Annotated in this window: 19 protein-coding genes and 2 pseudogenes; 15 read left to right on the forward strand and 6 right to left on the reverse strand. The window is 48.2% G+C overall.

All coding sequences use genetic code 11. From position 1 onward, the window contains the following. Positions 1 to 2: 2 nt before the first annotated feature. Positions 3 to 815: a phosphate/phosphite/phosphonate ABC transporter substrate-binding protein gene (locus T411_RS0117580; RefSeq protein ID WP_001268833.1), complete on the reverse strand. Its 813-nt coding sequence runs from the start codon at positions 813 to 815 to the stop codon at positions 3 to 5. A 623-nt stretch (positions 816 to 1,438) separates the two neighbouring features. Between T411_RS0117580 and T411_RS0117585 the strand changes: the two genes are divergently transcribed. The 6 genes from T411_RS0117585 (at position 1,439) to T411_RS0117610 (ending at position 8,140) form a co-directional block, all read left to right on the forward strand. Beyond that, on the forward strand, positions 1,439 to 3,070 hold the full coding sequence (locus T411_RS0117585; RefSeq protein ID WP_000277613.1) for an ABC transporter substrate-binding protein: 1,632 nt from the start codon (positions 1,439 to 1,441) through the stop codon (positions 3,068 to 3,070). A gap of 148 nt (positions 3,071 to 3,218) precedes the next feature. After that, positions 3,219 to 4,139 carry an oligopeptide ABC transporter permease OppB gene (gene oppB / locus T411_RS0117590; protein ID WP_001880879.1) on the forward strand — a complete coding sequence of 307 codons (921 nt, stop codon included), beginning with the start codon at positions 3,219 to 3,221 and terminating at the stop codon, positions 4,137 to 4,139. A gap of 13 nt (positions 4,140 to 4,152) precedes the next feature. After that, positions 4,153 to 5,055 (forward strand): oligopeptide ABC transporter permease OppC, encoded by a 903-nt coding sequence (gene oppC, locus T411_RS0117595; protein WP_000956294.1) that lies wholly within the window; start codon positions 4,153 to 4,155, stop codon positions 5,053 to 5,055. Positions 5,056 to 5,082: 27 nt separating this feature from the next. Beyond that, positions 5,083 to 6,054, forward strand: a complete 972-nt coding sequence (gene oppD, locus T411_RS0117600; protein ID WP_000054408.1) for an ABC transporter ATP-binding protein — start codon at positions 5,083 to 5,085, stop codon at positions 6,052 to 6,054. After that, on the forward strand, positions 6,051 to 7,043 hold the full coding sequence (oppF, locus tag T411_RS0117605) for a murein tripeptide/oligopeptide ABC transporter ATP binding protein OppF (protein WP_000110064.1): 993 nt from the start codon (positions 6,051 to 6,053) through the stop codon (positions 7,041 to 7,043). The genes oppD and oppF overlap by 4 nt, the downstream gene beginning before the upstream one ends. Before the next feature lie 149 nt (positions 7,044 to 7,192). After that, the gene (locus tag T411_RS0117610) at positions 7,193 to 8,140 is read left to right on the forward strand and encodes a glutathione S-transferase family protein (RefSeq protein ID WP_000517149.1); all 948 of its coding nucleotides are present in this window, start codon (positions 7,193 to 7,195) and stop codon (positions 8,138 to 8,140) included. Positions 8,141 to 8,237: 97 nt separating this feature from the next. Here the strand turns inward: T411_RS0117610 and pta are convergent, their stop codons facing one another. Then, positions 8,238 to 10,382, reverse strand: coding sequence for a phosphate acetyltransferase (gene pta, locus T411_RS0117615; protein WP_000091710.1), 2,145 nt, complete (start codon positions 10,380 to 10,382; stop codon positions 8,238 to 8,240). A gap of 135 nt (positions 10,383 to 10,517) precedes the next feature. Continuing rightward, the gene (locus T411_RS0117620) at positions 10,518 to 11,714 is read right to left on the reverse strand and encodes an acetate kinase (RefSeq protein ID WP_000041130.1); all 1,197 of its coding nucleotides are present in this window, start codon (positions 11,712 to 11,714) and stop codon (positions 10,518 to 10,520) included. A gap of 352 nt (positions 11,715 to 12,066) precedes the next feature. On the opposite strand from T411_RS0117620, the gene yfbV reads away from it, so the two are divergent. Next, a complete protein-coding gene (gene yfbV / locus T411_RS0117625) occupies positions 12,067 to 12,519 on the forward strand; it encodes a terminus macrodomain insulation protein YfbV (protein ID WP_001060891.1) in 453 nt (150 codons plus the stop codon). A 122-nt stretch (positions 12,520 to 12,641) separates the two neighbouring features. Here the strand turns inward: yfbV and T411_RS0117630 are convergent, their stop codons facing one another. Beyond that, positions 12,642 to 13,052: a VF530 family protein gene (locus T411_RS0117630; protein WP_000131945.1), complete on the reverse strand. Its 411-nt coding sequence runs from the start codon at positions 13,050 to 13,052 to the stop codon at positions 12,642 to 12,644. A gap of 437 nt (positions 13,053 to 13,489) precedes the next feature. Between T411_RS0117630 and T411_RS0117635 the strand changes: the two genes are divergently transcribed. The 4 genes and pseudogenes from T411_RS0117635 (at position 13,490) to T411_RS0117650 (ending at position 17,930) form a co-directional block, all read left to right on the forward strand. Continuing rightward, positions 13,490 to 14,455: an ABC transporter substrate-binding protein gene (locus T411_RS0117635; RefSeq protein WP_001201234.1), complete on the forward strand. Its 966-nt coding sequence runs from the start codon at positions 13,490 to 13,492 to the stop codon at positions 14,453 to 14,455. A gap of 114 nt (positions 14,456 to 14,569) precedes the next feature. After that, on the forward strand, positions 14,570 to 15,514 hold the full coding sequence (locus tag T411_RS0117640) for an ABC transporter permease (protein ID WP_001272063.1): 945 nt from the start codon (positions 14,570 to 14,572) through the stop codon (positions 15,512 to 15,514). Further along, positions 15,511 to 16,294: pseudogene (locus tag T411_RS01000000119780) on the forward strand (ABC transporter ATP-binding protein). The gene T411_RS0117640 and the pseudogene T411_RS01000000119780 overlap by 4 nt, the downstream one beginning before the upstream one ends. A 166-nt stretch (positions 16,295 to 16,460) precedes the next feature. After that, entirely contained in the window at positions 16,461 to 17,930 is a 1,470-nt protein-coding gene (locus T411_RS0117650) for a sensor domain-containing diguanylate cyclase (protein WP_001880886.1), read from the forward strand. A 32-nt stretch (positions 17,931 to 17,962) separates the two neighbouring features. On the opposite strand, the pseudogene dusC reads toward T411_RS0117650, so the two are convergent. Next, positions 17,963 to 18,934, reverse strand: a pseudogene (gene dusC, locus T411_RS01000000119785) (tRNA dihydrouridine(16) synthase DusC). A 165-nt stretch (positions 18,935 to 19,099) separates the two neighbouring features. Between dusC and T411_RS0117660 the strand changes: the two are divergent. From T411_RS0117660 to serS, 4 genes are all read left to right on the forward strand, one after another. Further along, complete coding sequence (locus tag T411_RS0117660; RefSeq protein ID WP_001109756.1) at positions 19,100 to 19,720, forward strand: YecA/YgfB family protein; 621 nt, start codon at positions 19,100 to 19,102, stop codon at positions 19,718 to 19,720. Between the two features lie 95 nt (positions 19,721 to 19,815). Beyond that, complete coding sequence (lolA, locus tag T411_RS0117665; RefSeq protein WP_001045827.1) at positions 19,816 to 20,412, forward strand: outer membrane lipoprotein periplasmic chaperone LolA; 597 nt, start codon at positions 19,816 to 19,818, stop codon at positions 20,410 to 20,412. Between the two features lie 24 nt (positions 20,413 to 20,436). Beyond that, a complete protein-coding gene (locus tag T411_RS0117670) occupies positions 20,437 to 21,786 on the forward strand; it encodes a replication-associated recombination protein A (RefSeq protein ID WP_000073973.1) in 1,350 nt (449 codons plus the stop codon). A 103-nt stretch (positions 21,787 to 21,889) separates the two neighbouring features. Further along, positions 21,890 to 23,197 carry a serine--tRNA ligase gene (gene serS, locus T411_RS0117675; protein WP_000887349.1) on the forward strand — a complete coding sequence of 436 codons (1,308 nt, stop codon included), beginning with the start codon at positions 21,890 to 21,892 and terminating at the stop codon, positions 23,195 to 23,197. Between the two features lie 107 nt (positions 23,198 to 23,304). On the opposite strand, the gene bioA is transcribed toward serS, so the two are convergent. Beyond that, on the reverse strand, positions 23,305 to 24,585 hold the full coding sequence (gene bioA, locus T411_RS0117680) for an adenosylmethionine--8-amino-7-oxononanoate transaminase (RefSeq protein ID WP_000362279.1): 1,281 nt from the start codon (positions 24,583 to 24,585) through the stop codon (positions 23,305 to 23,307). Positions 24,586 to 24,600: the final 15 nt, after the last annotated feature.

The following is a 24,600-nucleotide window of genomic DNA, read 5'->3' on the forward strand; positions in this document are numbered from 1 at the left end:
GCTTATTCCTTAAGCAGATGAGAGAGGGTTTGGATATCTAATTCACGGATGTCGTCCCAATCACTGTCTCGAGCGGCTTCAATGCCGGAAAACCCAATCGCCTTAAGCTGCAAACGGCCTTTCTCGGTCTGATCAAGGTTGACTAATGCATTTTGCACAGCGGACACCTGATCTGAGTGCAATCTTGGATGATAGGCGAAAGCGTGCGGCGTAAAGCTGGGGCTTTCCCACAATATTCTGAGTTGGCTGGTGATGGCCTTTGGGGCATTGTTAAACGTGCGTTTAATACCACCACCTGCGACAAAAAAGCCATTCGCCACATTCAAGTAAACGGAATCGTGTGAGGAGACATATTGAGACTCAATATTTATCCCTTCTTTTTTTAACAGCGCTTGAGGAATGATGGTGGCAGCAAAGGCCGCAGGAGAGGGAAAGGCGAGACTTTTTCCATCGAGATCTTGTATGGACTTTATCGGGTTCTCTTGGGCAACCACTATGATGCCTTGTAGCTTTTGATCTTTTTGCTTGGCCAGCGCGACATACCCCGGCTGTTGATGAAAGAAGGTGTAGTGATAAGGATTCATGTACACCAAATCATACTCGCCATTTAGCACTCGCTGTTCAAATTCAGGAATAGTCGACGCGGTATGAAACTCAATAGAGAAGCCTGTCGTTTCAGAAAGATTTTCCAGAATCGGCACCCAACGCTTCGCTAATTCTTCAGGGGATTGTTGTGGGACGACGCCAAAAGAGAGGGGGGAGGCCCAAGTAAATGATGAAACACACCAGATGAATATAAACCAACCGTAGCGCATAAAGTTACCTTTGGGTTTCTAATACTAATGGGGTAAGTATAGAAAATGGTTGATCAGCTTGGTGATTATTTTCTGGTAAAGAAAAGTGATGAATAAGTGTTGCTCTATCTGTTCAGCAAAATTTACGTTTTTACTCAATACAGATTGATAGGCTTGAAGGAGGCTCAAAATCCGTCGTCTTATACCAAACGATTGCTTGAAACGTAGGTTTGATATTGCTCACGTTTTTGTGTTGTGAGATAGCGCATTGTCATTAAGAGTTGGTGTTTTTGTGTACAAAATGTTAAATAGATCAGAGTTATCTAGCATAATGCGCTGTACATTGAGGGCGCACTAGATAATCTGGCACATTGTCTGTTTAGGCCAGCTTCCACGCTCTAATCCGCTAGAGATAATCATGAGTGGTGAAGTTTTTTACTAATGTCTGAGAAAACCAAAGAGGATAGTCTGTTTTTAAGACATTTTTATGGCAAATTAATTCAATGATTGCTAATGTGTGCCGCAATCCCTGTCAGGTGTAAGTTGTTTTTGTTTAAAACTTATACGACAAACGACAACAATCAGCCGTTCTGAATACCTGACATGGAAGTCATGGATGCAATACTAAAACTTGGAGTTTATGCATGTATAAGAACAAAATCACCCAGGCACTGCTGTTAGGTGCTGGTTTAGCGGTGGCTACCACGTCATTCACCTCTTTTGCAGCGAATGTTCCTGCTGGTACCAAACTTGCTCCTGTTCAAGAGCTGGTTCGTGGTAACGGTACTGAAGTCGCGTCTCTTGATCCGCACAAAACGGAAGGTGTTCCTGAGTCCAACGTGATTCGTGATCTGTTAGAAGGTCTGGTAAACCAAGACGCTAACGGTAACGTGGTTCCGGGTGTCGCTGAAAGCTGGGAAACGACAGACAACAAAACCTTTACTTTCCATATTCGTAAAGATGCGAAATGGTCTAACGGTGACCCTGTTACTGCACACGATTTCGTCTACAGCTTCCAACGTGCTGTCGATCCTGCAACCGCTTCTCCTTACTCTTGGTATATGGAATACACCAAGATGAAGAATGCGAAAGAAATCATTGCCGGAGAGAAAGACAAATCAACACTGGGCGCGAAAGCAGTTGATGATCATACTCTGGTTTTTGAGTTGGAGACTGCCGTTCCTTACTTCGTGATGATGATGGGTCACACAACGGTGAAACCGATTCACAAAGCGACAGTAGAAAAATTTGGTGATCAGTGGACCAAACCTGAAAACTTTGTCGGTAACGGTGCTTACGTTCTCGACAAGTGGGTGGTTAACGAGCGTTTAGAGCTCAAGCGTAACCCTCAATACTGGGACGACAAAAATACTGTTCTGAATAAAGTGACTTATCTGCCAATCGAAAACCAAGTGGCAGAGATGAACCGTTTCCTATCGGGCGAAATTCAGATCACGAACGAACTGCCACTTGAGCACTTCAAACGTCTGAAAAAAGAGCATCCAGAATCTGTTCAAGTGCAAGGCCAACTCTGTACTTATTACTACGGCTTCAATAACAAAAAGCCACCATTTGACGATGTTCGCGTACGTAAAGCCCTTTCTTACGCGATTGACCGTGATGTGGTTTCTGATGCGATTCTAGGCCAAGGCCAAAAACCGGCTTACTTCCTGACTCCGGAAATCACCGCAGGATTTAGCCCAGAAATGCCAGCTTACGGCAAAATGACTCAGAAAGAGCGTATTGCAGAAGCGAAGAAATTGCTGGAAGAAGCGGGTTACAACAAATCTAACCCTCTGAAATTCACTCTGCTGTACAACACCTCAGAAAACCACAAGAAGATTGCAACTGCGATCCAATCTATGTGGAAAACTTCTCTGGGCGTTGATATCGCACTGGAAAACCAAGAGTGGAAAACCTACCTAGATACTCGTCGTCAAGGCAACTTTGATGTGACTCGTGCGGGATGGTGTGGTGACTACAACGAAGCGTCTTCTTTCTTGACTCTGATGTTGTCGAGCAACACTTCAAACGATCCGCAGTACCACAGTGCTGAATACGACGCCGTGATTGAAAAAGCGAAAACGTCAACTTCTGAAGAAGAGCGTCAAAAACTCTATGCGGATGCAGAGAAGTTGTTGGCTCGTGATATGCCAATCGCGCCAATCTACCAATACGTAAGATCGCGTCTTGTTTCTCCAACCGTCGGTGGCTACCCATCGAATAACGCGGAAGACAAGATCTACGCCAAAGATCTTTACATCAAAGCTCAATAATAGAGCCATATTCCTAACGAGTTGAAGTTGCAGTGATGACTGCAACTTCATTCGTCGGGGACAAAACTATAAATAACGTAGACGCTGCATGTGAAATTCACGTGCAGGGTCTTTGCATTTCCTTGTCACAGATTGAAAGAGTGAGCTTATGCTTAAATTCATAGCAAAAAGGATATTTGAAGCAATTCCAACGATGTTGGTGTTGATTACTATATCTTTCTTTCTTATGCGCTACGCGCCAGGTAACCCATTCTCTTCAGAACGCCCTCTGCCGCCAGAAGTGATGGCCAACATCAATGCCAAATATGGCCTAGATAAACCCGTTTCTGAACAGTATTTAACCTATTTGACCAACATTGTTCAGGGTGATTTTGGCCCATCGTTTAAGTACAAAGACTATACGGTGAATGAGCTTATCGCCAGTGCACTGCCTGTTTCCGTGAAAATTGGTCTCGCCGCATTTGTGTTTACTGTGATCATGGGGGTAACGGTCGGAACCATTGCCGCCCTGAAGCAGAATACGTGGATAGACTACACCATCATGTCGACCGCCATGTTAGGGGTGGTGATGCCCTCGTTCGTGTTAGCGCCAGTACTCATATATATCTTCGCTATCCAGTTTAGTTTATTCCCTGCCGGTGGCTGGCAAGACGGTGGGTTTGAGTATATGGCGTTGCCGGTTTTGGGTATGTCACTGCTCTACGTCGCGACATTTGCGCGTATTACTCGTGGTTCGATGATTGAAACCTTGAACAGTAACTTCATTCGTACCGCACGTGCGAAAGGTTTGAGCTATGGCTATATCGTGGTCAAGCATGCGTTAAAACCTGCACTGCTGCCTGTGGTTTCTTACATGGGACCCGCTTTCGTCGGTATTATCACAGGTTCGGTTGTTATTGAGACCATTTTTGGTTTGCCCGGCATTGGCAAGCTCTTCGTTAACGCCGCCTTCAACCGAGATTATTCTCTGGTGATGGGGGTAACGATCCTGATCGGTTTCCTATTTATTCTGTTTAACGCGATTGTCGATATTCTCCTCGCTTACATCGATCCGAAGATTCGCTACTAATAGGACTTAGATAATGTTGACGAAAAAAGAAAATTTAGCGGCGATTGAAAACTTCTCACAAAACCTTGAGATTCAAGGTCGCAGCCTGTGGCAAGACGCGCGTATTCGCTTTATGCGTAACAAAGCCGCGATGGTCAGCCTGTTTGTTTTGATGTTAATCACCCTGGCAGTCGTCTTTCTGCCGATGTTTTCCGCTTACAGTTATGAAGATACGGACTGGTATGCCATGCACGCTGGACCTTCAGCGGAGCACTGGTTTGGTACTGATGCTCTTGGTCGCGACCTCTTTGTGCGCACGCTCGTGGGTGGTCGTATCTCACTGATGGTCGGCATCATGGGGGCATTGGTTGCAGTACTGATCGGTACTTTGTATGGCGCGGCCTCAGGTTTTATCGGTGGCCGTACTGACCGTGTAATGATGCGTATTCTGGAAATTCTGTACGCTATCCCATTCATGTTCTTGGTGATTGTATTAGTGACGTTTTTTGGTCGTAACATCGTGCTGATCTTCGTCGCGATTGGGGCAATCGCATGGCTGGATATGGCGCGTATTGTGCGCGGCCAAACCTTGAGCCTACGTAGCAAAGAGTTTATCGAAGCGGCGCATGTGTGTGGTGTGAGTAAGTGGAACATTATTACGCGCCATATTGTGCCAAACGTATTGGGCATTGTAGCGGTTTACTCCACCCTGCTGATCCCAAGCATGATTTTGACCGAATCTTTCCTTTCTTTCCTTGGTCTTGGTGTTCAAGAGCCGATGACAAGCTGGGGCGCGCTGTTACAAGAGGGCGCTAACACAATGGAAGTGGCTATTTGGCAACTGCTATTCCCCGCCGCATTCATGGTGTTGACCTTGTTCTGCTTTAACTATGTCGGCGACGGTCTGCGTGACGCGCTCGATCCAAAAGACAGATAAACCAAGAAGAATAAAAAGGAAGCAATGATGAGTTTATTAGATGTCAAAGATCTGCGCGTAGAATTCTCTACCCAAGACGGTATTGTCACCGCAGTGAACGATCTCAATTTCTCTCTTAAGCAGGGAGAAACTTTAGGTATTGTGGGCGAATCCGGCTCAGGAAAATCACAAACCGTATTTGCCATCATGGGGCTACTCGCCAAAAACGGCAAAATCACCGGTAGCGCGAAATTTGAGGGTAAAGAAATCCTCAACTTGCCAGAGCGTGAACTGAATAAAGTGCGCGCCGAGCAAATCGCGATGATTTTTCAAGACCCAATGACTTCACTTAATCCCTACATGAAAGTGAGCGATCAGCTGATGGAAGTGCTGATGCTGCATAAAGGTATGGGTAAAGCGGAGGCGTTTGAAGAGTCAGTACGCATGCTGGAAGCGGTAAAGATCCCAGAAGCGCGTAAGCGTATCACCATGTATCCGCACGAGTTTTCTGGCGGTATGCGTCAACGTGTGATGATTGCGATGGCTTTGCTGTGTCGCCCGAAACTGCTGATTGCCGATGAACCGACCACCGCACTCGACGTTACTGTTCAAGCGCAAATCATGGAGCTGCTTAACGAACTGAAACGTGAGTTCAATACCGCAATCATCATGATCACCCACGATCTGGGGGTGGTGGCTGGCTCTTGCGATAAAGTGCTGGTGATGTATGCCGGCCGTACTATGGAGTACGGTTCAGTAAACGATATTTTCTACAACCCAAGCCACCCTTACGCAGAAGGTTTGCTGAGCGCGATCCCGCGCTTGGATACCGAAGGGGAAGTGTTGCCGACGATTCCGGGCAACCCACCTAACTTGCTGCGTTTGCCTGTCGGCTGTCCTTATCAAGAACGCTGCCATCGCGTGACGGATCGCTGTAAGCGAGAAGCTCCGCTCTTGCTGCCGTTTGGTAACGGTCGTCAACGTGCGTGTTTTTCTGATTGGGAGGCTTGGACAAAATGAGCGTAGAGAAAAAATTATTACTGGACGTTAAAGATCTTAAAGTCCATTTCAACATTACCCCGAAATCGGCATGGCCATGGACCAAACCCGTTACCTTGAAAGCGGTTGATGGGGTTAACGTGCGTCTGTATGAAGGCGAAACTTTAGGGGTAGTGGGTGAGTCAGGTTGTGGTAAATCGACGTTTGCACGCGCCATTATTGGTTTGGTGCAAGCGACTCACGGTGAAGTGGTGTGGTTAGGTCAGGATTTAACACGTATGCAGGAAGTCAAACGCCGTGCAACGCGTAAGCAAATCCAAATGATCTTCCAAGACCCTCTGGCATCGTTAAACCCGAGAATGACGGTCGGTGATATCATTGCTGAGCCACTACAAACCTTCTATCCCGAGCTTTCCAAGCAAGAAGTGAAAGATCGGGTAAAAGAGATGATGGCCAAGGTTGGGTTACTGCCTAACGTGATCAACCGTTATCCGCATGAGTTTTCAGGCGGTCAGTGTCAGCGTATCGGTATTGCTCGCGCGCTGATCCTCAAACCTAAGATGATCATCTGTGATGAACCGGTTTCCGCTCTGGATGTGTCGATTCAGGCTCAGGTCGTTAACCTTCTCAAAGAGCTGCAAAAAGAGCTCGGTTTAAGTCTGGTGTTCATCGCGCACGATCTCTCGGTGGTAAAGCACATCTCAGATCGCGTGTTGGTCATGTATTTGGGTAATGCGGTAGAGTTAGGCGTCTCTAAAGAACTGTTTGCCAACCCTAAACACCCTTATACCAAGGCATTAATGTCTGCAGTGCCTATTCCTGACCCCAACATCGAGCGCAATAAGACCATTCAGATGTTGGAAGGGGATCTGCCTTCACCGATGAACCCGCCTTCAGGTTGTGTGTTCCGTACTCGTTGCCCGCAAGCCACGGCAGAGTGTGCGAAGACGAAACCAGTGATTAAAGGTTCGGATATTCACTCAGTCTCTTGTTTATACGCTGAGGCATAAATTCAGCCTGTGACGGGCCAAGCGCGATTCCTCGTTCGGATCGCGCTTTTTTTGTATTCGAATATTTTGAACAACACGACCAATCGCCTTGGGTTAAGTGGCGTGCCCAGTTGCTTATAATGCCTAAAAGATGAGAATTTGGGGGCAAGATGGGCAAGCTAATTAAAGGCAAATGGCACGATGTTTGGTACGACACCAAACAACATGATGGCGAATTTATACGCGAAGATGCAGGGTTTCGTGACTGGGTGAAAGCGACGCCTGATGCGCAATTTGCTGCAGAATCTGGCCGTTATCATCTCTATGTCTCTTTGGCGTGTCCGTGGGCACATCGCACCTTGATTTTTCGTGCTCTCAAAGGGCTGCAAACGCATATTGATGTGACGATTGTCTGTCCGGATATGCTCTCACATGGTTGGCAGTTTGGCATACCAGAGCCGCTGTATGGCTACACTCAACTACATCAACTTTATACCCATGCTAAAGCCGATTACACCGGACGAGTCACGGTGCCTGTGTTGTGGGATAAAAAACTTCACACGATTGTGAGCAATGAATCTTCCGAAATCATCCGCATGTTCAACAGTGCATTTAATGAGTTAACGGGCAATCAAACCGATTATTACCCTCAAGCGCTGCGCACAGTGATTGATGAGTGGAATGAGTTCATCTATCCCAACATAAACAATGGGGTATATCGTTGTGGTTTTGCGACCACGCAAAAAGCCTATGAAGAAGCGTTTGAAGCGCTGTTTGCGGCGTTGGATAAAGTTGATCAGCATCTGACAACGCATCGCTATTTAGCGGGAAACCAAATCACCGAAGCGGACTGGCGTTTGTTTACCACCTTAGTGCGTTTTGATGCGGTGTATGTCGGGCATTTCAAATGTAACCGCCAGCGTATTACGGATTACCCACATCTGAGCGGTTATTTAAGGGAGTTATACCAAGTCCCCGGCATCCAAGAGACGGTCGATTTTTACCACATTAAACGCCATTACTATTTCAGTCATACCACGATCAACCCCACTCAAGTTGTGCCAGTCGGGCCGCAAGTGGATCTACTCAGTCCACACCAGCGTGAACGAATTGGTTGAAAAGGGTAGATAGCAATCTATAAAGCGCATAAAAAAGCCCCCGAATGTCGGGGGCTTTTGCCTATTTATCACCAGAAAAGATGACTGTGACTAGCGCTTATTTCTGCTCTTGACCTGCTTGGATAGCCGTCAGGGCGATGGTGTAGACGATATCGTCAACCAATGCGCCACGAGACAGGTCGTTAACTGGCTTACGCATACCTTGCAGCATAGGACCGATAGACACTAGATCCGCTGAACGTTGTACCGCTTTGTAAGTCGTGTTACCTGTGTTCAGATCTGGGAATACGAATACGGTCGCTTTACCTGCCACTGGCGAGTTAGGCGCTTTAGAAGCCGCTACGTTTTCCATGATTGCCGCGTCGTATTGCAAAGGGCCATCAATCACGAGATCTGGACGTTTTTCTTTGGCGATGCGAGTTGCTTCGCGCACTTTATCAACGTCTGCACCTTGACCAGAAGTACCGGTCGAGTAAGAGATCATCGCTACGCGAGGCTCAATACCGAAGGCCGCTGCAGAGTCGGCAGACTGGATAGCAATCTCAGCCAGTTGCTCTGCGTTTGGATCTGGGTTGATCGCACAGTCACCGTATACCAGTACCTGATCAGGCAGCAGCATAAAGAAGATCGATGAAACCAGAGACGCATTCGGCGCAGTCTTGATGATTTGTAGTGGTGGACGAATGGTGTTTGCTGTGGTGTGAACCGCACCAGAAACCAGACCGTCAACTTCGTTACGCTCAAGCATCATAGTGCCGAGAACAACGGTATCTTCCAGTTGCTCGCGCGCCACCACTTCAGTCATGCCTTTGCTCTTACGCAGTTCAACCAGACGTGCTACGTATTTCTCTTGTGCCACTTTTGGATCGATGATTTCGATACCAGAGCCGAGTTCAACACCTTGCTGAGCAGCAACACGCTTGATCTCTTCTGGGTTACCCAGAAGTACACACTGTGCAATACCGCGTTCAGCACAGATAGCAGCTGCTTTCACAGTACGTGGCTCATCACCTTCTGGCAGTACGATACGCTTGTTCGCGCTACGAGCCAATTCAGTCAGCTGGTAACGGAAGGCTGGTGGGCTCAAGCGACGAGACGCTTGCGCACCTTCAGTCAGAGAGTCTACCCATGGGCCGTCAATGTGGCTTGCCACGTGTTCGCTGATGAATTCGATACGCTCTTTGTCATCGGCTGGAACTTCAAGGCTGAAGCTTTGTAGGTTCAGCGACGTTTGCCAAGTGTTACCTTGCGCTTTGAAAATGGGCAGACCCGTGTCAAAAGCAGGCTTACATAGGCTAACCAGTTCACGTGGGATGTCGTAGCCGCCAGTCAGCAGTACGGCACCGATTTCCACACCGTTCATTGCTGCGAGTGCCGCAGCCACAATCACGTCAGGACGATCAGCGGAGGTTACTAGGAGTGAGCCTGGTTTGAAGTGCTCAATCATGTTCGGGATAGAGCGAGCACAGAAAGTGATGCTCTTGATACGACGAGTATTGATATCACCTTGGTTGATGATCTCAGCTTTCAGGTGCTTCGCCATATCGATAGCACGAGTCGCAATCAGGTCGATGCTCCATGGTACACAGCCCAGCACACGAATTGGGCTGGTGTTGAAGATCTGCATCACTTCAAGGTTAGCTTGTTTCGCATGGTCAGCATCATCAAAGATCTCTGACAGGTCAGGACGAGTACGGCCAGCTTCATCAACAGGGGCATTCAGCTTGTTGATGATAACGCCAGAGATGCTCTTGTTCTTGGTGCCACCAAAGTTAGAGCACGCGACTTCAATGCGCTCTTTCAGTTGCGTTGGGTTATCAGTACCCGGAGTGGCAACGAACACAATTTCTGCACCGAGAGTGTTGGCGATCTCCGCGTTCACTTGGTTAGCAAAAGGGTGCTTACGCGTTGGAACCAGACCTTCGATCAGAGTCACTTCTGCATCTTTGTTGATCTGGTTGTAACGCTCAACCACGGTTTCCAGCAGAACGTCCATCTTCTCGCTACCGATCAGAGTCTCGGCGGCAGACATACTCATCGGCTGGCCGATCTTGATGTCGCTGTTGCGGCTCATGACAGTAGACGTCAGGTCAGGTTGATCATCGCCAGTACGTGGCTGCGCGATAGGCTTATAGAAAGAAACGCTAACCCCTTTACGCTCCATGGCGCGCAGGAGACCCATGCTCACGCTGGTCAGACCGACGCCAGCGCTGATTGGGATAAGCATAATAGTACGGGACATTGGTAAAGTACCTCAACACTATTGATACCAATCTAAGGTGCTTAGATTGAAAGTGACAAAGCTCAAACGCAGGACAGGCTTACGCTGAGCCCCTAAATGACACTGGCTAACCTGAGTTAGCCAGTGTAAGTCGTATTAGATGTTCGTCAGACGAGCTGTATCTTCTGCAATCACTAACTCTTCGTTAGTCGCGATAACCATCGCTGGGATACGGCTGTCTGCAGTGGTGATCACACCTTCACCGCCGAAACGGGCTTTCAGGTTTGCTGCGCTGTCAACGGTGATACCGAAAATCGCTAGACGGTTCAGAACCATTTCACGGATTGGCGCAGAGTTTTCACCGATACCACCAGTGAAGGTGATCGCGTCCAGACGGCCGTCTAGGCTTGCTGTGTAGCCAGCAACGTATTTCGCTAGGCGGTGACAGAATACGTCCATTGCGCGAGTTGCTTCTTCTTTTTGGCCGTAGTTGTCTTCAACGAAACGGCAGTCAGAAGTCACTTCAGTCAGACCCAACAGACCCGATTCTTTGGTCAGCATGGTGTTGATTTTCTCAACTGAGTAACCCAGCGTGTCGTGCAGGTGGAAAATGATCGCAGGATCGATATCACCACAACGAGTACCCATCACCAGACCTTCCAGTGGAGTCAGACCCATAGATGTGTCAACCGATTGGCCGTTTTTGATCGCACACACAGAAGCACCGTTGCCTAGGTGGCAGTTGATGATGTTCAGTTCGTTTGCAGGTTTGCCCAGACGCTCAGCCGCTTCACGTGCGATGAACAGGTGAGACGTACCGTGCATGCCGTAGCGACGAATACCGTGCTCTTTGTACAGGTTGTATGGCAGAGCGTACAGGTACGCTTCTTCTGGCATTGTTTGGTGGAACGCAGTGTCGAATACCGCAACATTTTTCAGCTCTGGGAACGCTTTTTGCGCCGCTTTGATACCGATGATGTGTGCTGGGTTGTGCAGTGGAGCGAGTGCTGCACAATCTTCGATGCCTTTCAGTACAGCGTCGTCAATCAGTGCAGATTGAGTGAACTGCTCACCACCGTGTACCACGCGGTGACCGATCGCTTTCAGTTGAGCTGCCAGTTCTGGTTTAGAAGCAAGAATAGTTTCAACGATGAAAGACAGAGCTTCATCGTGTGCAGCGCCTTCGCCCAGTTGAGCTTCGTGCTTGCCGTCCAATTTCCACTTGATACGAGCTTCAGGAAGGTGTAAACATTCAGCGAGACCTGAAAGATGTTGTTCACCGCTTTGAGCGTCAACAACTGCGAACTTAAGTGAAGAACTACCGCAGTTTAAAACTAAAACCAGCTTAGACATGAGTGACTACCTGTAATAATCGGTTGGGATAAAAAAATCAGTACCAAGAGTAGATGACGCCTCGATGAATGCGCCCTAATCTCGGTCAATAAAACGTCAATTTCCGTATCGTGAAGACGTGACAAAGTCAGTATAAGTCGTCGATGCAATCCGTGCAGGAATCGTCTCAACGTTGCCTAAATTGTAAATAAGGGCAACAATGAGATTGAGAGTCCGCAAAGCATAGCGATAATGGACAAATATAACAAAAAAAATTTGAATCAATATTAGCTTTTGTCAAATTTTTGCGTCTTTTGTTGAATCATTCAACTAAATTTCAGTGGGTTGAGCAAAGAGCAGCGAGGAAGTGGATATGAATAATAAAGTCGGCATAGTGCATAGCCTAAAAGATGGCCAGAAGTACATGGATATTTGGCCGATGCGCAAAGAGTTAAATCCACTGTTCCCTGAGCAACGCGTGATTAAAGCCACACGCTTTGCGATTAAAGTGATGCCTGCGGTTGCGGCGATCAGCGTGCTGACACAAATGGTGTTTGCCAACACGCAGGCCATGCCTCAGGCGATTGTGGTCGCTTTATTTGCTATGAGCTTGCCACTGCAAGGCATTTGGTGGCTCGGTCACCGTGCCAATACCCAACTACCTCCGGCGCTTGCGAGCTGGTATCGCGAACTCTATATGAAGATCGTCGAAACTGGTTTTGCACTGGAGCCGATCAAAAGCAAACCGCGCTATAAAGAGCTCGCGCAAGTGTTGAATCGTGCGTTTCGACAACTGGATGATACTGCGCTAGAACGCTGGTTTTAAGGCTACCGAGTAGGCTATTTGTCCCATCAGTGTGACCAACGAATATCGAATAGCATATCGAATCGTTGGTCACAGAAACTTGCCGCGTGCCAAGGCAACCTATCCCATGAGATCAAGATCAGTTAGCGCTGATTGTAGCGACTGCGAGACGTTCTTTCTTTATGAGCAGAGGCCGCTTTCGCCTGAGATTTCAAAATAGAGTCTACCGTTAATGCCATCGGCTCTTTAGGGTGTAGGCCGTGAGGGAAAGTTCTTGCGCGTGGCGGGAGAGTAAACTCTTCACTGGAAGCGCGAGGCATGCGTTTAAAGCGATAGAGATAAAAATTTTCTAGTTTTTCTCGTGCCCACTCGGTCTTGTTTAAATATTTGACACTGCTGGCAATCGAAGGCTTGGTATGAAAGCAGTTAAAGCGCATTGCAGTATCTAAAATATCCCAGCCATAAAAATCCACCAGCTCTTGTAGCAAGGTTTCTAACTTAAGGCCGTGTAGTGGATTGTTCTTTTGTAGTTCGATTCTTTCTTGATCGGTCATAATAATCGGCTCCTAAGGGTAAATAGAGTAGGTATACCAAGATTTGGCAGAGATGAGCCATGTACTTGTTGACCTCTGCGCGGCGGCGCATTCTAGCAGAGTTGATCTTACATCCCTATGGTTATCTGTTATGGGGATCATCTTTTATGGGGTCACCTTAATCATAGCGTTTATCTGGGTTCATGAGAGTGAACTTGCCTACCATCCTCTGTCGCTCCACGTCGTTTGGGAAGAGAGATAGTTAACTTCACTTCCATTTTCGACATTGACCAAATTCTGAGCTTTTTTCTGTTATCTAACTGTTAAATCCTACTTCCCTTTGCCTAAAGTTACTGGTAATAATGTTGTCAGCGACACCCTAAGTGTCCAATAACAACTATTAAAGCTACACCCACACACAACATCATAAAAACTATGCTTTATATCAAGGAGTTAAGATGAGAGCAGGCAAAGTTATTGCTACCGCCGTTCTAGCCGGAGCTGCACTACTGTCTTCCCAGAGTATCATGGCCAAAACAGCCAAAGTCGCGGTATCACAAATTGTGGAACACCCCGCTTTAGATGCGACACGTCAAGGGCTACTCGATGGATTGAAAGCCAAAGGCTATGAAGAGGGCAAAAATCTAGAGTTTGATTACAAAACCGCGCAAGGCAACCCTGCCATTGCGGTCCAAATTGCCCGTCAATTTGTCGGTGAAAACCCAGATGTTTTAGTCGGTATTGCGACACCTACCGCCCAAGCACTGGTTTCTGCCACAAAAACCATACCTATTGTGTTTACCGCAGTGACTGACCCTGTTGGGGCTAAGTTGGTGAAACAACTTGAACAACCGGGCAAAAACGTCACGGGTTTGTCAGATTTGTCTCCGGTTGAGCAACATGTTGAACTGATTAAAGAAATCCTACCCAACGTCAAATCGATTGGCGTGGTGTACAACCCAGGTGAAGCCAATGCGGTCAGTTTAATGGAGTTACTCAAACTCTCGGCGGCAAAACATGGTATTAAGCTGGTCGAAGCGACTGCGCTGAAAAGTGCTGATGTTCAATCAGCCACCCAAGCGATTGCAGAAAAGTCCGATGTGATTTATGCCCTGATCGACAACACAGTTGCCAGTGCAATCGAAGGTATGATTGTGGCGGCTAACCAAGCCAAAACCCCAGTCTTTGGTGCAGCAACGTCTTATGTAGAACGCGGCGCAATTGCCAGCCTAGGTTTTGACTATTACCAAATCGGAGTGCAAACCGCTGACTACGTGGCGGCTATTTTAGAAGGTAAAGAGCCGGGTTCGCTTGATGTTCAAGTGGCAAAAGGTTCGGATCTTGTGATCAACAAAACCGCCGCAGAACAGTTAGGCATCACCATTCCTGAAGCCGTACTTGCGCGTGCAACCAGTACCAAATAAGTAAGCTCTATCCAAATGACGAGGGGGTAACGCTTGACGCGCTAGCCCCTCGTCGGAAGCGTATATTCCAAGGAGTTGGGGTATTTCAACTTCTGTAAGCAGAAAGGAGTATGTATGTCTGCTTTTGCCTTTTTTGGCGCTTTGGAGCTTGGCTTGTTGTATGGCTTAGTAGCTTTGGGCGTGTATTTAACTTTCCGAGTGCTGGATTTCCCTGATTTGAGCGTCGACGGCAGTTTCCCAATGGGCGCTGCGGTGGCGGCTACTGCGATTGTGGCAGGAATTAATCCATGGGTGGCGACAGGATTGGCCATTCTTGCTGGCGCCGCTACCGGTTGGGTCACGGCTTTTCTGAGTGTGCGATGTGGTATCTTGCATCTCTTGGCCTCGATTTTGACCATGATTGCTGCGTTTTCCATCAACATCCGCATTATGGGACGTCCTAATCTGGCCTTATTGGGTGAAGACACCATTTTGACCCCGTTTGAAGCCTTGGGTGATCCTGTCTTAATTCGTCCTCTCGTTGTCGCAGTATTGGTCGTGATTTCTGCGCTATTGGTTATTCGACTGCTCAACAGCGATTTCGGTTTAGGATTGCGAGCCACAGGTGTCAACGCTCGTATGGTGGCAGCCCAAGGGGCAAGCACCGCGTTTTACACGTATTTCTGTTTGGCTCTGTCTAATGGTTTTGTCGGTTTTGCAGGGGCTCTATTTGCGCAAACCAACAGTTTTGCGGATGTCACTTCTGGCGTTGGTACAATTGTGGTGGGGCTTGCTGCGGTTATTTTAGGACAAACCCTGATCCCCGGTCGCAAGATCTGGGTCGCTGTCGTGGCGGTCATTGTCGGCTCTGTGCTGTACCGTTTAGCGGTTGCCTTCGCACTCAGTTCAGGCATGTTTGGCTTACAAGCGTCCGATCTTAACTTGGTGACTGCCGTGTTAGTGGCTTTGGCGCTGATCATGCCGAAGATTAAAAGGAATTTAAAATCAAAAAAGCGTAACGCACCTGCTCAGAAGCCCGAAGTCTCTCAGCAGGGAAGCGTGTCAGGAGATGCAGTATGATCCGTTTGCAAGATATTCAGGTGACGTTTAACCCTGGCACGATTCTGGAAAATCGCGCATTACGCGGCGTATCGCTAGAGGTTCCGGAACACCAATTTTTAACCGTGATTGGCTCTAACGGGGCGGGGAAGTCGACGCTACTCGGTGCGGTCACTGGTGAAACGCCTATCGTGGGCGGTCAGGTGTTAATTGATGAGATTGATGTAACCAAACAGAGTGTGGATCAGCGTGCGAATCTGTGTGCTCGCGTGTTTCAAGACCCATTAGCGGGAACCTGTGGAGCCCTGACCATCGAAGAGAATATGGCGCTCGCTTATATGCGCGGTAAAAAACGTGGTTGGAGCTTGGCGCTCTCAAACCAGCGCCGGAAGTTGTTCCAAGAACGGATCAGCATCCTCGGTTTGGGGTTAGAAGATCGTCTCGGTGACAATATTGGTTTGCTCTCAGGTGGTCAGCGTCAGGCGGTGAGTTTGGTGATGGCGACACTGTCAGAAAGCAAGCTCTTGCTCTTAGATGAACACACGGCGGCACTCGATCCTCGTATGGCGGCATTCATTATCGATCTCACGAAAAAAATTGTTAAAGAGTTCAATTTAACCGTGATGATGGTGACCCACTCGATGAAAGATGCTCTGGCTTGTGGTGATCGCACCGTCATGCTGCATCAAGGTCAGATTGTCTTGGATGTCACAGGGGAACAGCGCGCGAACATGGGCGTTCCTGAGCTTTTCTAAAGTGCGTGGAGAAGAGTTGGCAGACGATAGTTTGCTACTGAGTTAAGTGCCTGTTTGAATAGAAAACGGTGAGGAAAAAGAGACGGATGATGAACAAGCGCTAACACTGTTTTGTGTTTTTTGGCATAATCGCCGCAACGCAATATCCCTACCCATCATAAGCGTTATCGGTTTATGGTGGGTTTTTCATTTCTAGAGGTTAGCAGGCAATTATGAATCAGCGCATGAGTTTAACTTGGATTATCTGTGCGCCACTGTTTATCGTTTTTGTGCTGGCCGCATCGGTCTTTCAGCAATATCTGTACGATCTTAACCAAGAAATTGACGACGCCTACGCTGACATTCAACAGCAGCTTGAGCGCGCCGAAAAAGTGGTGACAGCGCTGGATTACACTTTCACGCATAATCAACGCCCGGCAGAGAATATATTGTTTAAACACTCAGCCCGTGTGGTTGCGAATGTTTGCCAAATCAAACCGATAGATGGGTTAGTTCTGGCTCAGGGGCTGAGTTCCAGCTTTGCTGTTCCCAAATTAGATCTAAGTTATATGCTGATTGGGGATGCCTCGTTATGCGATTCCAAACCAAGTCATGATCCCAGTTTACAAATCAAACTCTCCATGGCTCCTATACTCTCGTTTTTGCATGACATGGATGAATATATTTATGGTGTGCATTATGTGGATAGCAGCGGTTATATCATTTCATCGCCGGATACCATCAGCGAAAAGGTAACCTATCAGCAAATTAAAGACTTTATCAGCGAGAGTCCTTTGTGGAGCCATGCGATTGCTGCCCCCAATATGATTGCCGTTGATGGGCCTTATCGCTCAGTGATCAGAGAGCAACATGAGTGGTTATTAACACTGATTCTGCCCGTTTACCGTGACGCGGATTATCAAGGACTCGTTGCGGTAGATATTGGTTTACGCGAACTGCTTAGCCGCATGCCTCATTTAGCATCTCGTTTTGACATGATTGATTTGAATGAGATGGCTATTCCAACGTTTGCCTATCGTCCACACAAGCTCACCAGTGAATATGCAGACTATCATCAGGTGGTATTTTATAAGTTGGATATTCAGTCCGAATTGAGCAATTTTCTTACTGAGAAGAGCGGTAATTTACTGGTCGTTGCTCTGGTGTACCTCTTTCTCACAGGCGTACTTATCTATCTCAATACGCGCTGGGATCGCCAGCATTATGCGCAGCTCGCCGCGCGTGATCCGATGACGGGTTTACTCAATCGACGTGGTATGGAAAGCTTTCTGAAAGGCAAACGCCACAGTCAATATTTAGCCATTGCCGTGTTGGATATCGATGACTTCAAACAGATCAATGATGCTTATGGTCATGATATGGGGGATAGAGTGATCTGCTACATTGGTGAGCAGATTGAAAACCATATTCGTAGCTCAGATGCCGTGGCACGCTTTGGTGGCGAAGAATTTGTGGTTTATGTCACAGCAAAAGAAAAAGAGCAGATCACGAGAATTATGCAGCGCATTTTTGATGCGGTTTGCCGCGAGTCCCCTTTAATACTAGAGCCAGGTTTTACCATCTCTGGTGGGATAGAGGTGGTTGAAAGTACAACCGATCGCAGTTTTGAAGATTTGTTTAAAGCCGCTGATGAAAAGTTGTATGTAGCGAAAACCAGCGGCAAAAATCAGTTGGTTTACTGATCAGTTGATTTACTGATTCGTTGTTTTACTCATTAGACAGGTAGCTCGGCCGCAGCATGATGGAGTTGATCGCGATAGCGATGTAACTGATCAACGATCGGCTCGACTTGAGTCAACGTACGTAACTCACCAAACAGCTCATTAGCCTGAGGGTAGGCGTGGCGCAGATAAGCAAACCACTGCTTAATACGGTTTGGGTAGTATTTGCCTTTGTCACCACGGACTTCAAATTGCGTGTAGCGCAGCAACAAATCCACCACTTCATGCCAAGGCATGGCGGCGTGATTGTGTTTGACCACATTGCCTAAATTCGGCACGTTGAGCGCGCCGCGGCACACCATGAGTGAATCGACACCTGTGGTTTGGATGCAAGCTTGACCATCGGCGTAATTCCACACTTCACCGTTAGCAATCAATGGAATACTGCATTTTTGGCGGATCTGGTCAATGTAATGCCATTTGATTTCGCTGGCCTTGTAGCCTCCGGCTTTGGTGCGCGCGTGCACAGTGAGCTCATCGGCTTTAGCTTACGCAACGGCATCGACAATCTCAAAACAATCTTCCGGATCTTCCCAACCTAAGCGGATTTTCGCCGAAACAGGAATGTGCGCCGGTACTGCGTCACGACACGCTTTGACCACCTGATAAATCAACTCGGGATGCTGCAAAAGAGCCGCGCCACCTTTGCTCTGATTGACCATTTTGGCAGGGCAGCCGAAATTTAGATCGATGCCATAAGCCCCAAGCTCAGCAGCGCGGATCGCGTTTTCGGCCATCCAGTGTGGGTCTTGGCCAAGCAGTTGTACTTTTACCGGAACACCGGACGGAGTTTTAGAACCGTGCCGTAATTCAGGACAGAGGCGATAAAACACATGATCAGGCAGCAGCAGATTCACTACGCGCACAAATTCGGTGACGCAGAAGTCGTAGTCATTGATTTGTGTCAGCATGTCACGCATCAAATGATCTAACACGCCCTCCATCGGGCCTAAAATAACTCGCATAGTGATGAATACCGGCTAGCGCTGAAGAAAAGGGAGCGAGATTGTAGTAGTAGCATCAATAAATGTCACCCATCCTTTCTGATTCAAGTTCAGTGTGACAGCCTGCCACTTCTTTCGCTTTGAGTATATAATGCGGCGCAACTTTCCTTGTCTTAAGTGTTTTCTATGAATTATTCCCTGATCGATCTCAGCGCGATTGAATGCCCTGAGTCGGATCTGTTTATTGAAGGTGTGGTGCTCGCCGCTAATTTTGCGACTCGTCCGCTCGATCCTGAGCAGTGGCTACCCGAGCTGTTTGTCGAGCAACATCAGGCGCTATTACAACCGGTGACCGAGCAAATTCATCTCCAATACCAGCAACTTAAAGGCAATGGGTACGATTTGTTGACGCTGTTGAATGAGCATGCACCCTCGCGTGAGCAAGGTTTGGCAGATTTTTCGGAAGGCTTTATGCAATTATGGCCGCAAGTTGAACCCATGTGGCAGCAAGGCGCATTTGCAGATGGTTCGATCCGCATGCTGCAAGCATTATTGACCACCTTGATGTTGGCGATTGATGAAGCGCAAACCCAAGCGCAAATGCGCGAAGCGGGCTATGAACAAGTTCCTGCGCTCGCCGATTTGATCGAGCAACTGAATTTAATGGTGCACGAAGTCGCGCTTGCGGCGGATGAAGCCATGCTCGGCGCTAAAGCACAAAGTGTGAATCCGTTTAAAGGCATTGGCCGCAATGATGCTTGCCCTTGCGACAGCGGTAAAAAATTCAAACAGTGTTGTGGGCAATAGTTTATTACACATCACTGACACGTTAGAGAAGGCAAACGCTTAGGCTTTTGCTTTATTATCTTCCTCATCGCTAAATTGCTTGGAGCAGAGTCAGCATGAACAAATGGTTAGCCCTGTTATTTTGTAGTTTCTCGGCCATTGCCGCCCCTAAAGATACCTTAAGTGAGCGTTTAGCCATGAGTGAAGGCTTCAGCGCGACCTTTAATCAGCAAGTATTAAGCCCAGAGGGCAAAGTGATCCTGACCGGAAATGGCAAGGTGGATATTGCTCGTCCGAGCCTATTTCGTTGGGAAACCGAAACGCCAGATGAAAACTTACTGGTCTCTGACGGTACAACCTTATGGCATTTCGATCCTTTCGTGGAGCAGGTCACCTTGTACCGCGCCGAAGAAGCCTTAGAGCAGACGCCTTTTGTGCTGCTGACTCGTAATAAAGCCAGCGATTGGGATGCGTACCATGTGGAAGAAAAGGGTGATGTATTTACCCTGACGCCTACCGCGCTGGATTCAAACCAAGGCCGTTTCCAAATCACCATCAGTGAGAAAGGGGTGGTGCAAGGTTTTAAAGTGATTGAGCAAGATGGTCAGCAGAGCGAATTTACCTTTAGTAAGGTGAAACAGCAGAAACCAAACGCTAGCGTATTTAACTACAAAGTGCCGAAAGGCGTGGAAGTTGACGATCAGCGTAACTAAATCAGCACCAAGGAAGCGAGTCGAGTGAGTAATTACAGCTTAGATTTTTCCGGCGACGAAGATTTTCGTCCGTTAGCTGCCCGTATGCGTCCACAAACGGTGGAGCAGTATATTGGTCAGCAACACATCTTAGGGCCGGGAAAACCGCTGCGCCGTGCATTAGAAGCGGGGCATATTCACTCGATGATTCTTTGGGGACCTCCGGGCACCGGAAAAACCACTTTAGCCGAAGTGGCAGCCAACTACGCCAATGCGGAAGTGGAACGCGTATCGGCAGTGACGTCCGGAGTCAAAGAGATCCGTGCCGCGATCGAAAAAGCGCGTGAGAACAAACTCAGTGGTCGACGCACTATTTTGTTTGTCGACGAAGTCCATCGCTTTAATAAATCGCAGCAAGATGCGTTTTTGCCGCATATTGAAGACGGTACGGTCACTTTTATTGGCGCAACCACGGAAAACCCTTCTTTTGAGCTTAATAACGCGCTGCTTTCCCGCGCGCGGGTTTATAAGCTCACCTCACTCAATCAACAAGAAATTCTGCAAGCTCTGCATCAAGCGATTGCCGATACTGAATGCGGGCTTGGCAAAGTGGCGGCGGTATTTGCTGATAATGTTTTAGATCGCCTAGCCGAACTGGTCAATGGCGATGCGCGCATGTCGCTCAATTATCTTGAGCTGCTGTACGACATGGCTCGCGAAGATGATCAGGGACGCAAGCAGATTGATCTGCCTTTATTGGCTGAGGTCGCTGGTGAAAAAGTGTCGCGCTTTGATAACAAGGGCGATATTTGGTATGACCTGATTTCCGCTGTACACAAGTCGATTCGAGGTTCTGATCCCGATGCGGCTCTGTATTGGGCGGCGCGGATGATTTCCGCAGGCTGTGACCCTTTGTATATCGCGCGCCGTCTGCTCGCGATTGCCTCTGAAGATGTTGGTAATGCCGACCCGCGGGGCATGCAAGTGGCGCTTTCTGCATGGGATTGCTTTACCCGCGTGGGGCCTGCAGAAGGCGAGCGCGCGATTGCTCAAGCGATTGTCTACCTCGCCTGCGCACCGAAAAGCAATGCGGTGTACACCGCGTGGAAACAAGCGCTGTCGGATGCGCATAATCTGCCTGAGTTTGAAGTACCGCCGCATCTGCGTAATGCCCCAACGCGATTGATGAAAGATCTCGGTTATGGTGAGGAATACCGTTACGCCCATGATGAACCGGGCGCTTATGCTGCAGGGGAGTGCTATTTCCCACCAGAAATGAGTGGAACTCGCTACTATCAGCCTACTCAACGCGGGCTAGAAACTAAGATTGCTGAAAAGTTAGCGTATCTGGCGGATTTGAACGCAAAAAGCCCACAAAAGCGCTATGAAAAGTAGTGCCTTTTGGTTATCTTTGGCAGGGTAAATTTCAATACGCGTGGCTTTGGCTAAAAAGGAAGCACACGCGCTTTCTCGCAACTCTTAAAGCATAGGATTAGCAATGCTGGATTCTAAATTACTTCGTACTGAGCTGGACGAAACAGCTGCAAAATTGGCACGTCGCGGTTTTAAACTCGACGTGGAGACTATCCGTACTCTTGAAGAACAACGTAAGTCCATTCAAGTAGAAGTTGAGAATTTACAATCCACGCGTAACTCCATCTCCAAGCAAATCGGTCAACTGATGGCGTCTGGCGACAAAGCGGGCGCAGAAGCGGTTAAGCAACAAATCGGCACCTTGGGTGACGATCTGGATGCGAAAAAAGTGGAATTGGATGCGGTTATGGCGCAATTGGATGCGATCACCCAAACCGTGCCTAACATTCCAGACGATGCAGTGCCAAACGGTAAAGACGACAGCGAAAACGTAGAAGTGTCTCGTTGGGGCACCCCAAAAACGTATGATTTTGAAGTGAAAGATCATGTGGATTTGGGTGAAATGGGCGACGGTCTGGATTTCGCAAGCGCAACCAAGATCACGGGTGCGCGTTTTGTGGTGATGAAAGGTCAATTTGCTCGTTTGCACCGTGCTATCGCACAGTTCATGTTGGATCTGCACACCGATCAACACGGCTACACTGAGCTGTATGTGCCTTATCTAGTGAACGCTGAAACGCTGTTCGGTACAGGCCAATTACCAAAATTCGGTCAAGATCTGTTCCACACTGAGCCTCTGACTGAGAAAGCCAGTGATGAAGAGCCACGCCGTCTATCACTGATCCCAACCGCAGAAGTGCCAGTGACCAACTTAGTGCGCGACACCATTTTGGATGAAGCTGAACTGCCTCTGAAAATGACCGCACACACGCCATGCTTCCGTTCTGAAGCCGGTTCTTACGGTCGTGATACTCGTGGTCTGATCCGTATGCACCAGTTTGATAAAGTGGAACTGGTACAAATCACTCGCCCTGAAGATTCTATGGCGGCATTGGAAGAGTTGACTGGCCATGCAGAAAAAGTTCTGCAACTGCTGGAGCTGCCTTACCGCAAAGTGATTCTGTGTACGGGCGACATGGGCTTTGGCTCGTGCAAAACTTACGACTTGGAAGTTTGGGTTCCAGCGCAGAAGACGTACCGTGAAATCTCTTCTTGTTCAAACATGTGGGATTTCCAAGCGCGTCGTATGCAAGCGCGTTTCCGCCGCAAAGGTGAGAAGAAACCTGAGTTGGTGCACACGCTGAACGGCTCTGGTCTGGCGGTGGGTCGTACCATGGTCGCGATTTTGGAAAACTACCAAGAAGCCGATGGTCGCATTGCGATTCCTGCGGTACTGCAAAAGTACATGGGCGGTTTAACCCATATCGGTTAATCCCGTTTTCCTTTAAAGGGAAATTAGCGCTCAAAACGTATAAGAATGAAAAAAGCCGACGTGATGTCGGCTTTTTTATGCTTGTCGTTTGTTGCGCAGCATATTGTCTATTGCTTAAAGCAGTTTGGTTGGCTTAACGCGGCTGCCATTGCATCCACCAGCTTTTGCAGATGTTCAGGTTGACTAATATAGGGTGGCATCAGGTAAATCAACCGACCAAAGGGTCGGATCCAAACCCCATGCTCCACAAAGAGAGCCTGAATCACTTCCATATTGACCGGAAAATGTGTCTCCACCACACCAATCGCGCCTAGCCAACGAGTCTGTTTCACTAGTGAAAAATTATTGAGTTTAGGCAGTTGCTCGGCAAAAAACGCTTCAATATTCGCGACTTGCTGTTGCCAATCCCCTTGCTCAATCAGCGATAAACTCGCACTCGCCACCGCGCAAGCCAGCGGATTGCCCATAAAAGTTGGGCCATGCATAAAGCAGCCTGCTTCCCCCGCACAAACGGTATCGGCCACTTGTTGGGTAGTGAGGGTAGCGGATAGCGTCATGTATCCGCCAGTCAGCGCCTTGCCCACACAGAGAATATCCGGTTGAATTCCCGCATGTTCACAAGCAAAGAGTTTGCCTGTGCGGCCAAAGCCGGTCGCAATCTCATCCAAAATCAGCAGTACACCAAATTCGTCACACAAAGCTCTAACTTGGCGTAAAAACTCGGGGTGATAGATACGCATACCACCAGCCCCTTGCACGATAGGTTCAAGGATTACGGCGGCAATCTGGTGGTGATGTTCAGTCAATTTGTGACGAAAATCGGCAATATCACGCTCATCCCACGCATCAAAAAATCCGCCTTCTGGCGAATTAGCGAAAATATGCTCGGGCAGAAAACCTTTGTACAGGCTATGCATGGAGTTATCTGGATCGGTCACTGACATCGCGGCGAAGGTATCGCCGTGGTAGCCGTGGCGTAGGGTGAGAAACTTTGCTCTCGGTTGACCTTTGCTGTGCCAATACTGCAACGCCATTTTAAGGCTCACTTCCACCGCAACCGAACCTGAATCGGCGAGAAACACTTGCTGTAAATTGTTGGGCGCGAGCTTGAGTAGCTTTTGGCAAAGCTCAATCGCCGGTTGATGAGTTAACCCACCAAACATGATGTGTGACATCTGCTCGATTTGCTGGTGCGCCGCTTGATTGAGTTTGGGGTGATTGTAACCGTGGATCGCTGCCCACCAAGAGGACATGCCGTCAACTAAGCTGCGCCCATCTTCAAGTGTGATCATTACGCCATCGGCTCGGCTTACCGGATAACAGGTCAGAGGTGTCAAGGTCGAAGTGTAGGGATGCCAGATGTGGCAACGGTCGAAGGCTAAATCCATCATCATTCCAAAATT

This window comes from Vibrio cholerae ATCC 14035 (assembly GCF_000621645.1).
Lineage (GTDB): Bacteria > Pseudomonadota > Gammaproteobacteria > Enterobacterales > Vibrionaceae > Vibrio > Vibrio cholerae.

Coding starts and splice junctions, on each gene's coding strand:
- T411_RS0117580 (WP_001268833.1), bottom strand. CDS start 815: ATGCGCTACGGTTGGTTTATATTCATCTGGTGTGTTTCATCATTTACT.
- T411_RS0117585 (WP_000277613.1), top strand. CDS start 1,439: ATGTATAAGAACAAAATCACCCAGGCACTGCTGTTAGGTGCTGGTTTA.
- oppB (WP_001880879.1), top strand. CDS start 3,219: ATGCTTAAATTCATAGCAAAAAGGATATTTGAAGCAATTCCAACGATG.
- oppC (WP_000956294.1), top strand. CDS start 4,153: ATGTTGACGAAAAAAGAAAATTTAGCGGCGATTGAAAACTTCTCACAA.
- oppD (WP_000054408.1), top strand. CDS start 5,083: ATGAGTTTATTAGATGTCAAAGATCTGCGCGTAGAATTCTCTACCCAA.
- oppF (WP_000110064.1), top strand. CDS start 6,051: ATGAGCGTAGAGAAAAAATTATTACTGGACGTTAAAGATCTTAAAGTC.
- T411_RS0117610 (WP_000517149.1), top strand. CDS start 7,193: ATGGGCAAGCTAATTAAAGGCAAATGGCACGATGTTTGGTACGACACC.
- pta (WP_000091710.1), bottom strand. CDS start 10,382: ATGTCCCGTACTATTATGCTTATCCCAATCAGCGCTGGCGTCGGTCTG.
- T411_RS0117620 (WP_000041130.1), bottom strand. CDS start 11,714: ATGTCTAAGCTGGTTTTAGTTTTAAACTGCGGTAGTTCTTCACTTAAG.
- yfbV (WP_001060891.1), top strand. CDS start 12,067: ATGAATAATAAAGTCGGCATAGTGCATAGCCTAAAAGATGGCCAGAAG.
- T411_RS0117630 (WP_000131945.1), bottom strand. CDS start 13,052: ATGACCGATCAAGAAAGAATCGAACTACAAAAGAACAATCCACTACAC.
- T411_RS0117635 (WP_001201234.1), top strand. CDS start 13,490: ATGAGAGCAGGCAAAGTTATTGCTACCGCCGTTCTAGCCGGAGCTGCA.
- T411_RS0117640 (WP_001272063.1), top strand. CDS start 14,570: ATGTCTGCTTTTGCCTTTTTTGGCGCTTTGGAGCTTGGCTTGTTGTAT.
- T411_RS0117650 (WP_001880886.1), top strand. CDS start 16,461: ATGAATCAGCGCATGAGTTTAACTTGGATTATCTGTGCGCCACTGTTT.
- T411_RS0117660 (WP_001109756.1), top strand. CDS start 19,100: ATGAATTATTCCCTGATCGATCTCAGCGCGATTGAATGCCCTGAGTCG.
- lolA (WP_001045827.1), top strand. CDS start 19,816: ATGAACAAATGGTTAGCCCTGTTATTTTGTAGTTTCTCGGCCATTGCC.
- serS (WP_000887349.1), top strand. CDS start 21,890: ATGCTGGATTCTAAATTACTTCGTACTGAGCTGGACGAAACAGCTGCA.
- bioA (WP_000362279.1), bottom strand. CDS start 24,585: ATGGATTTAGCCTTCGACCGTTGCCACATCTGGCATCCCTACACTTCG.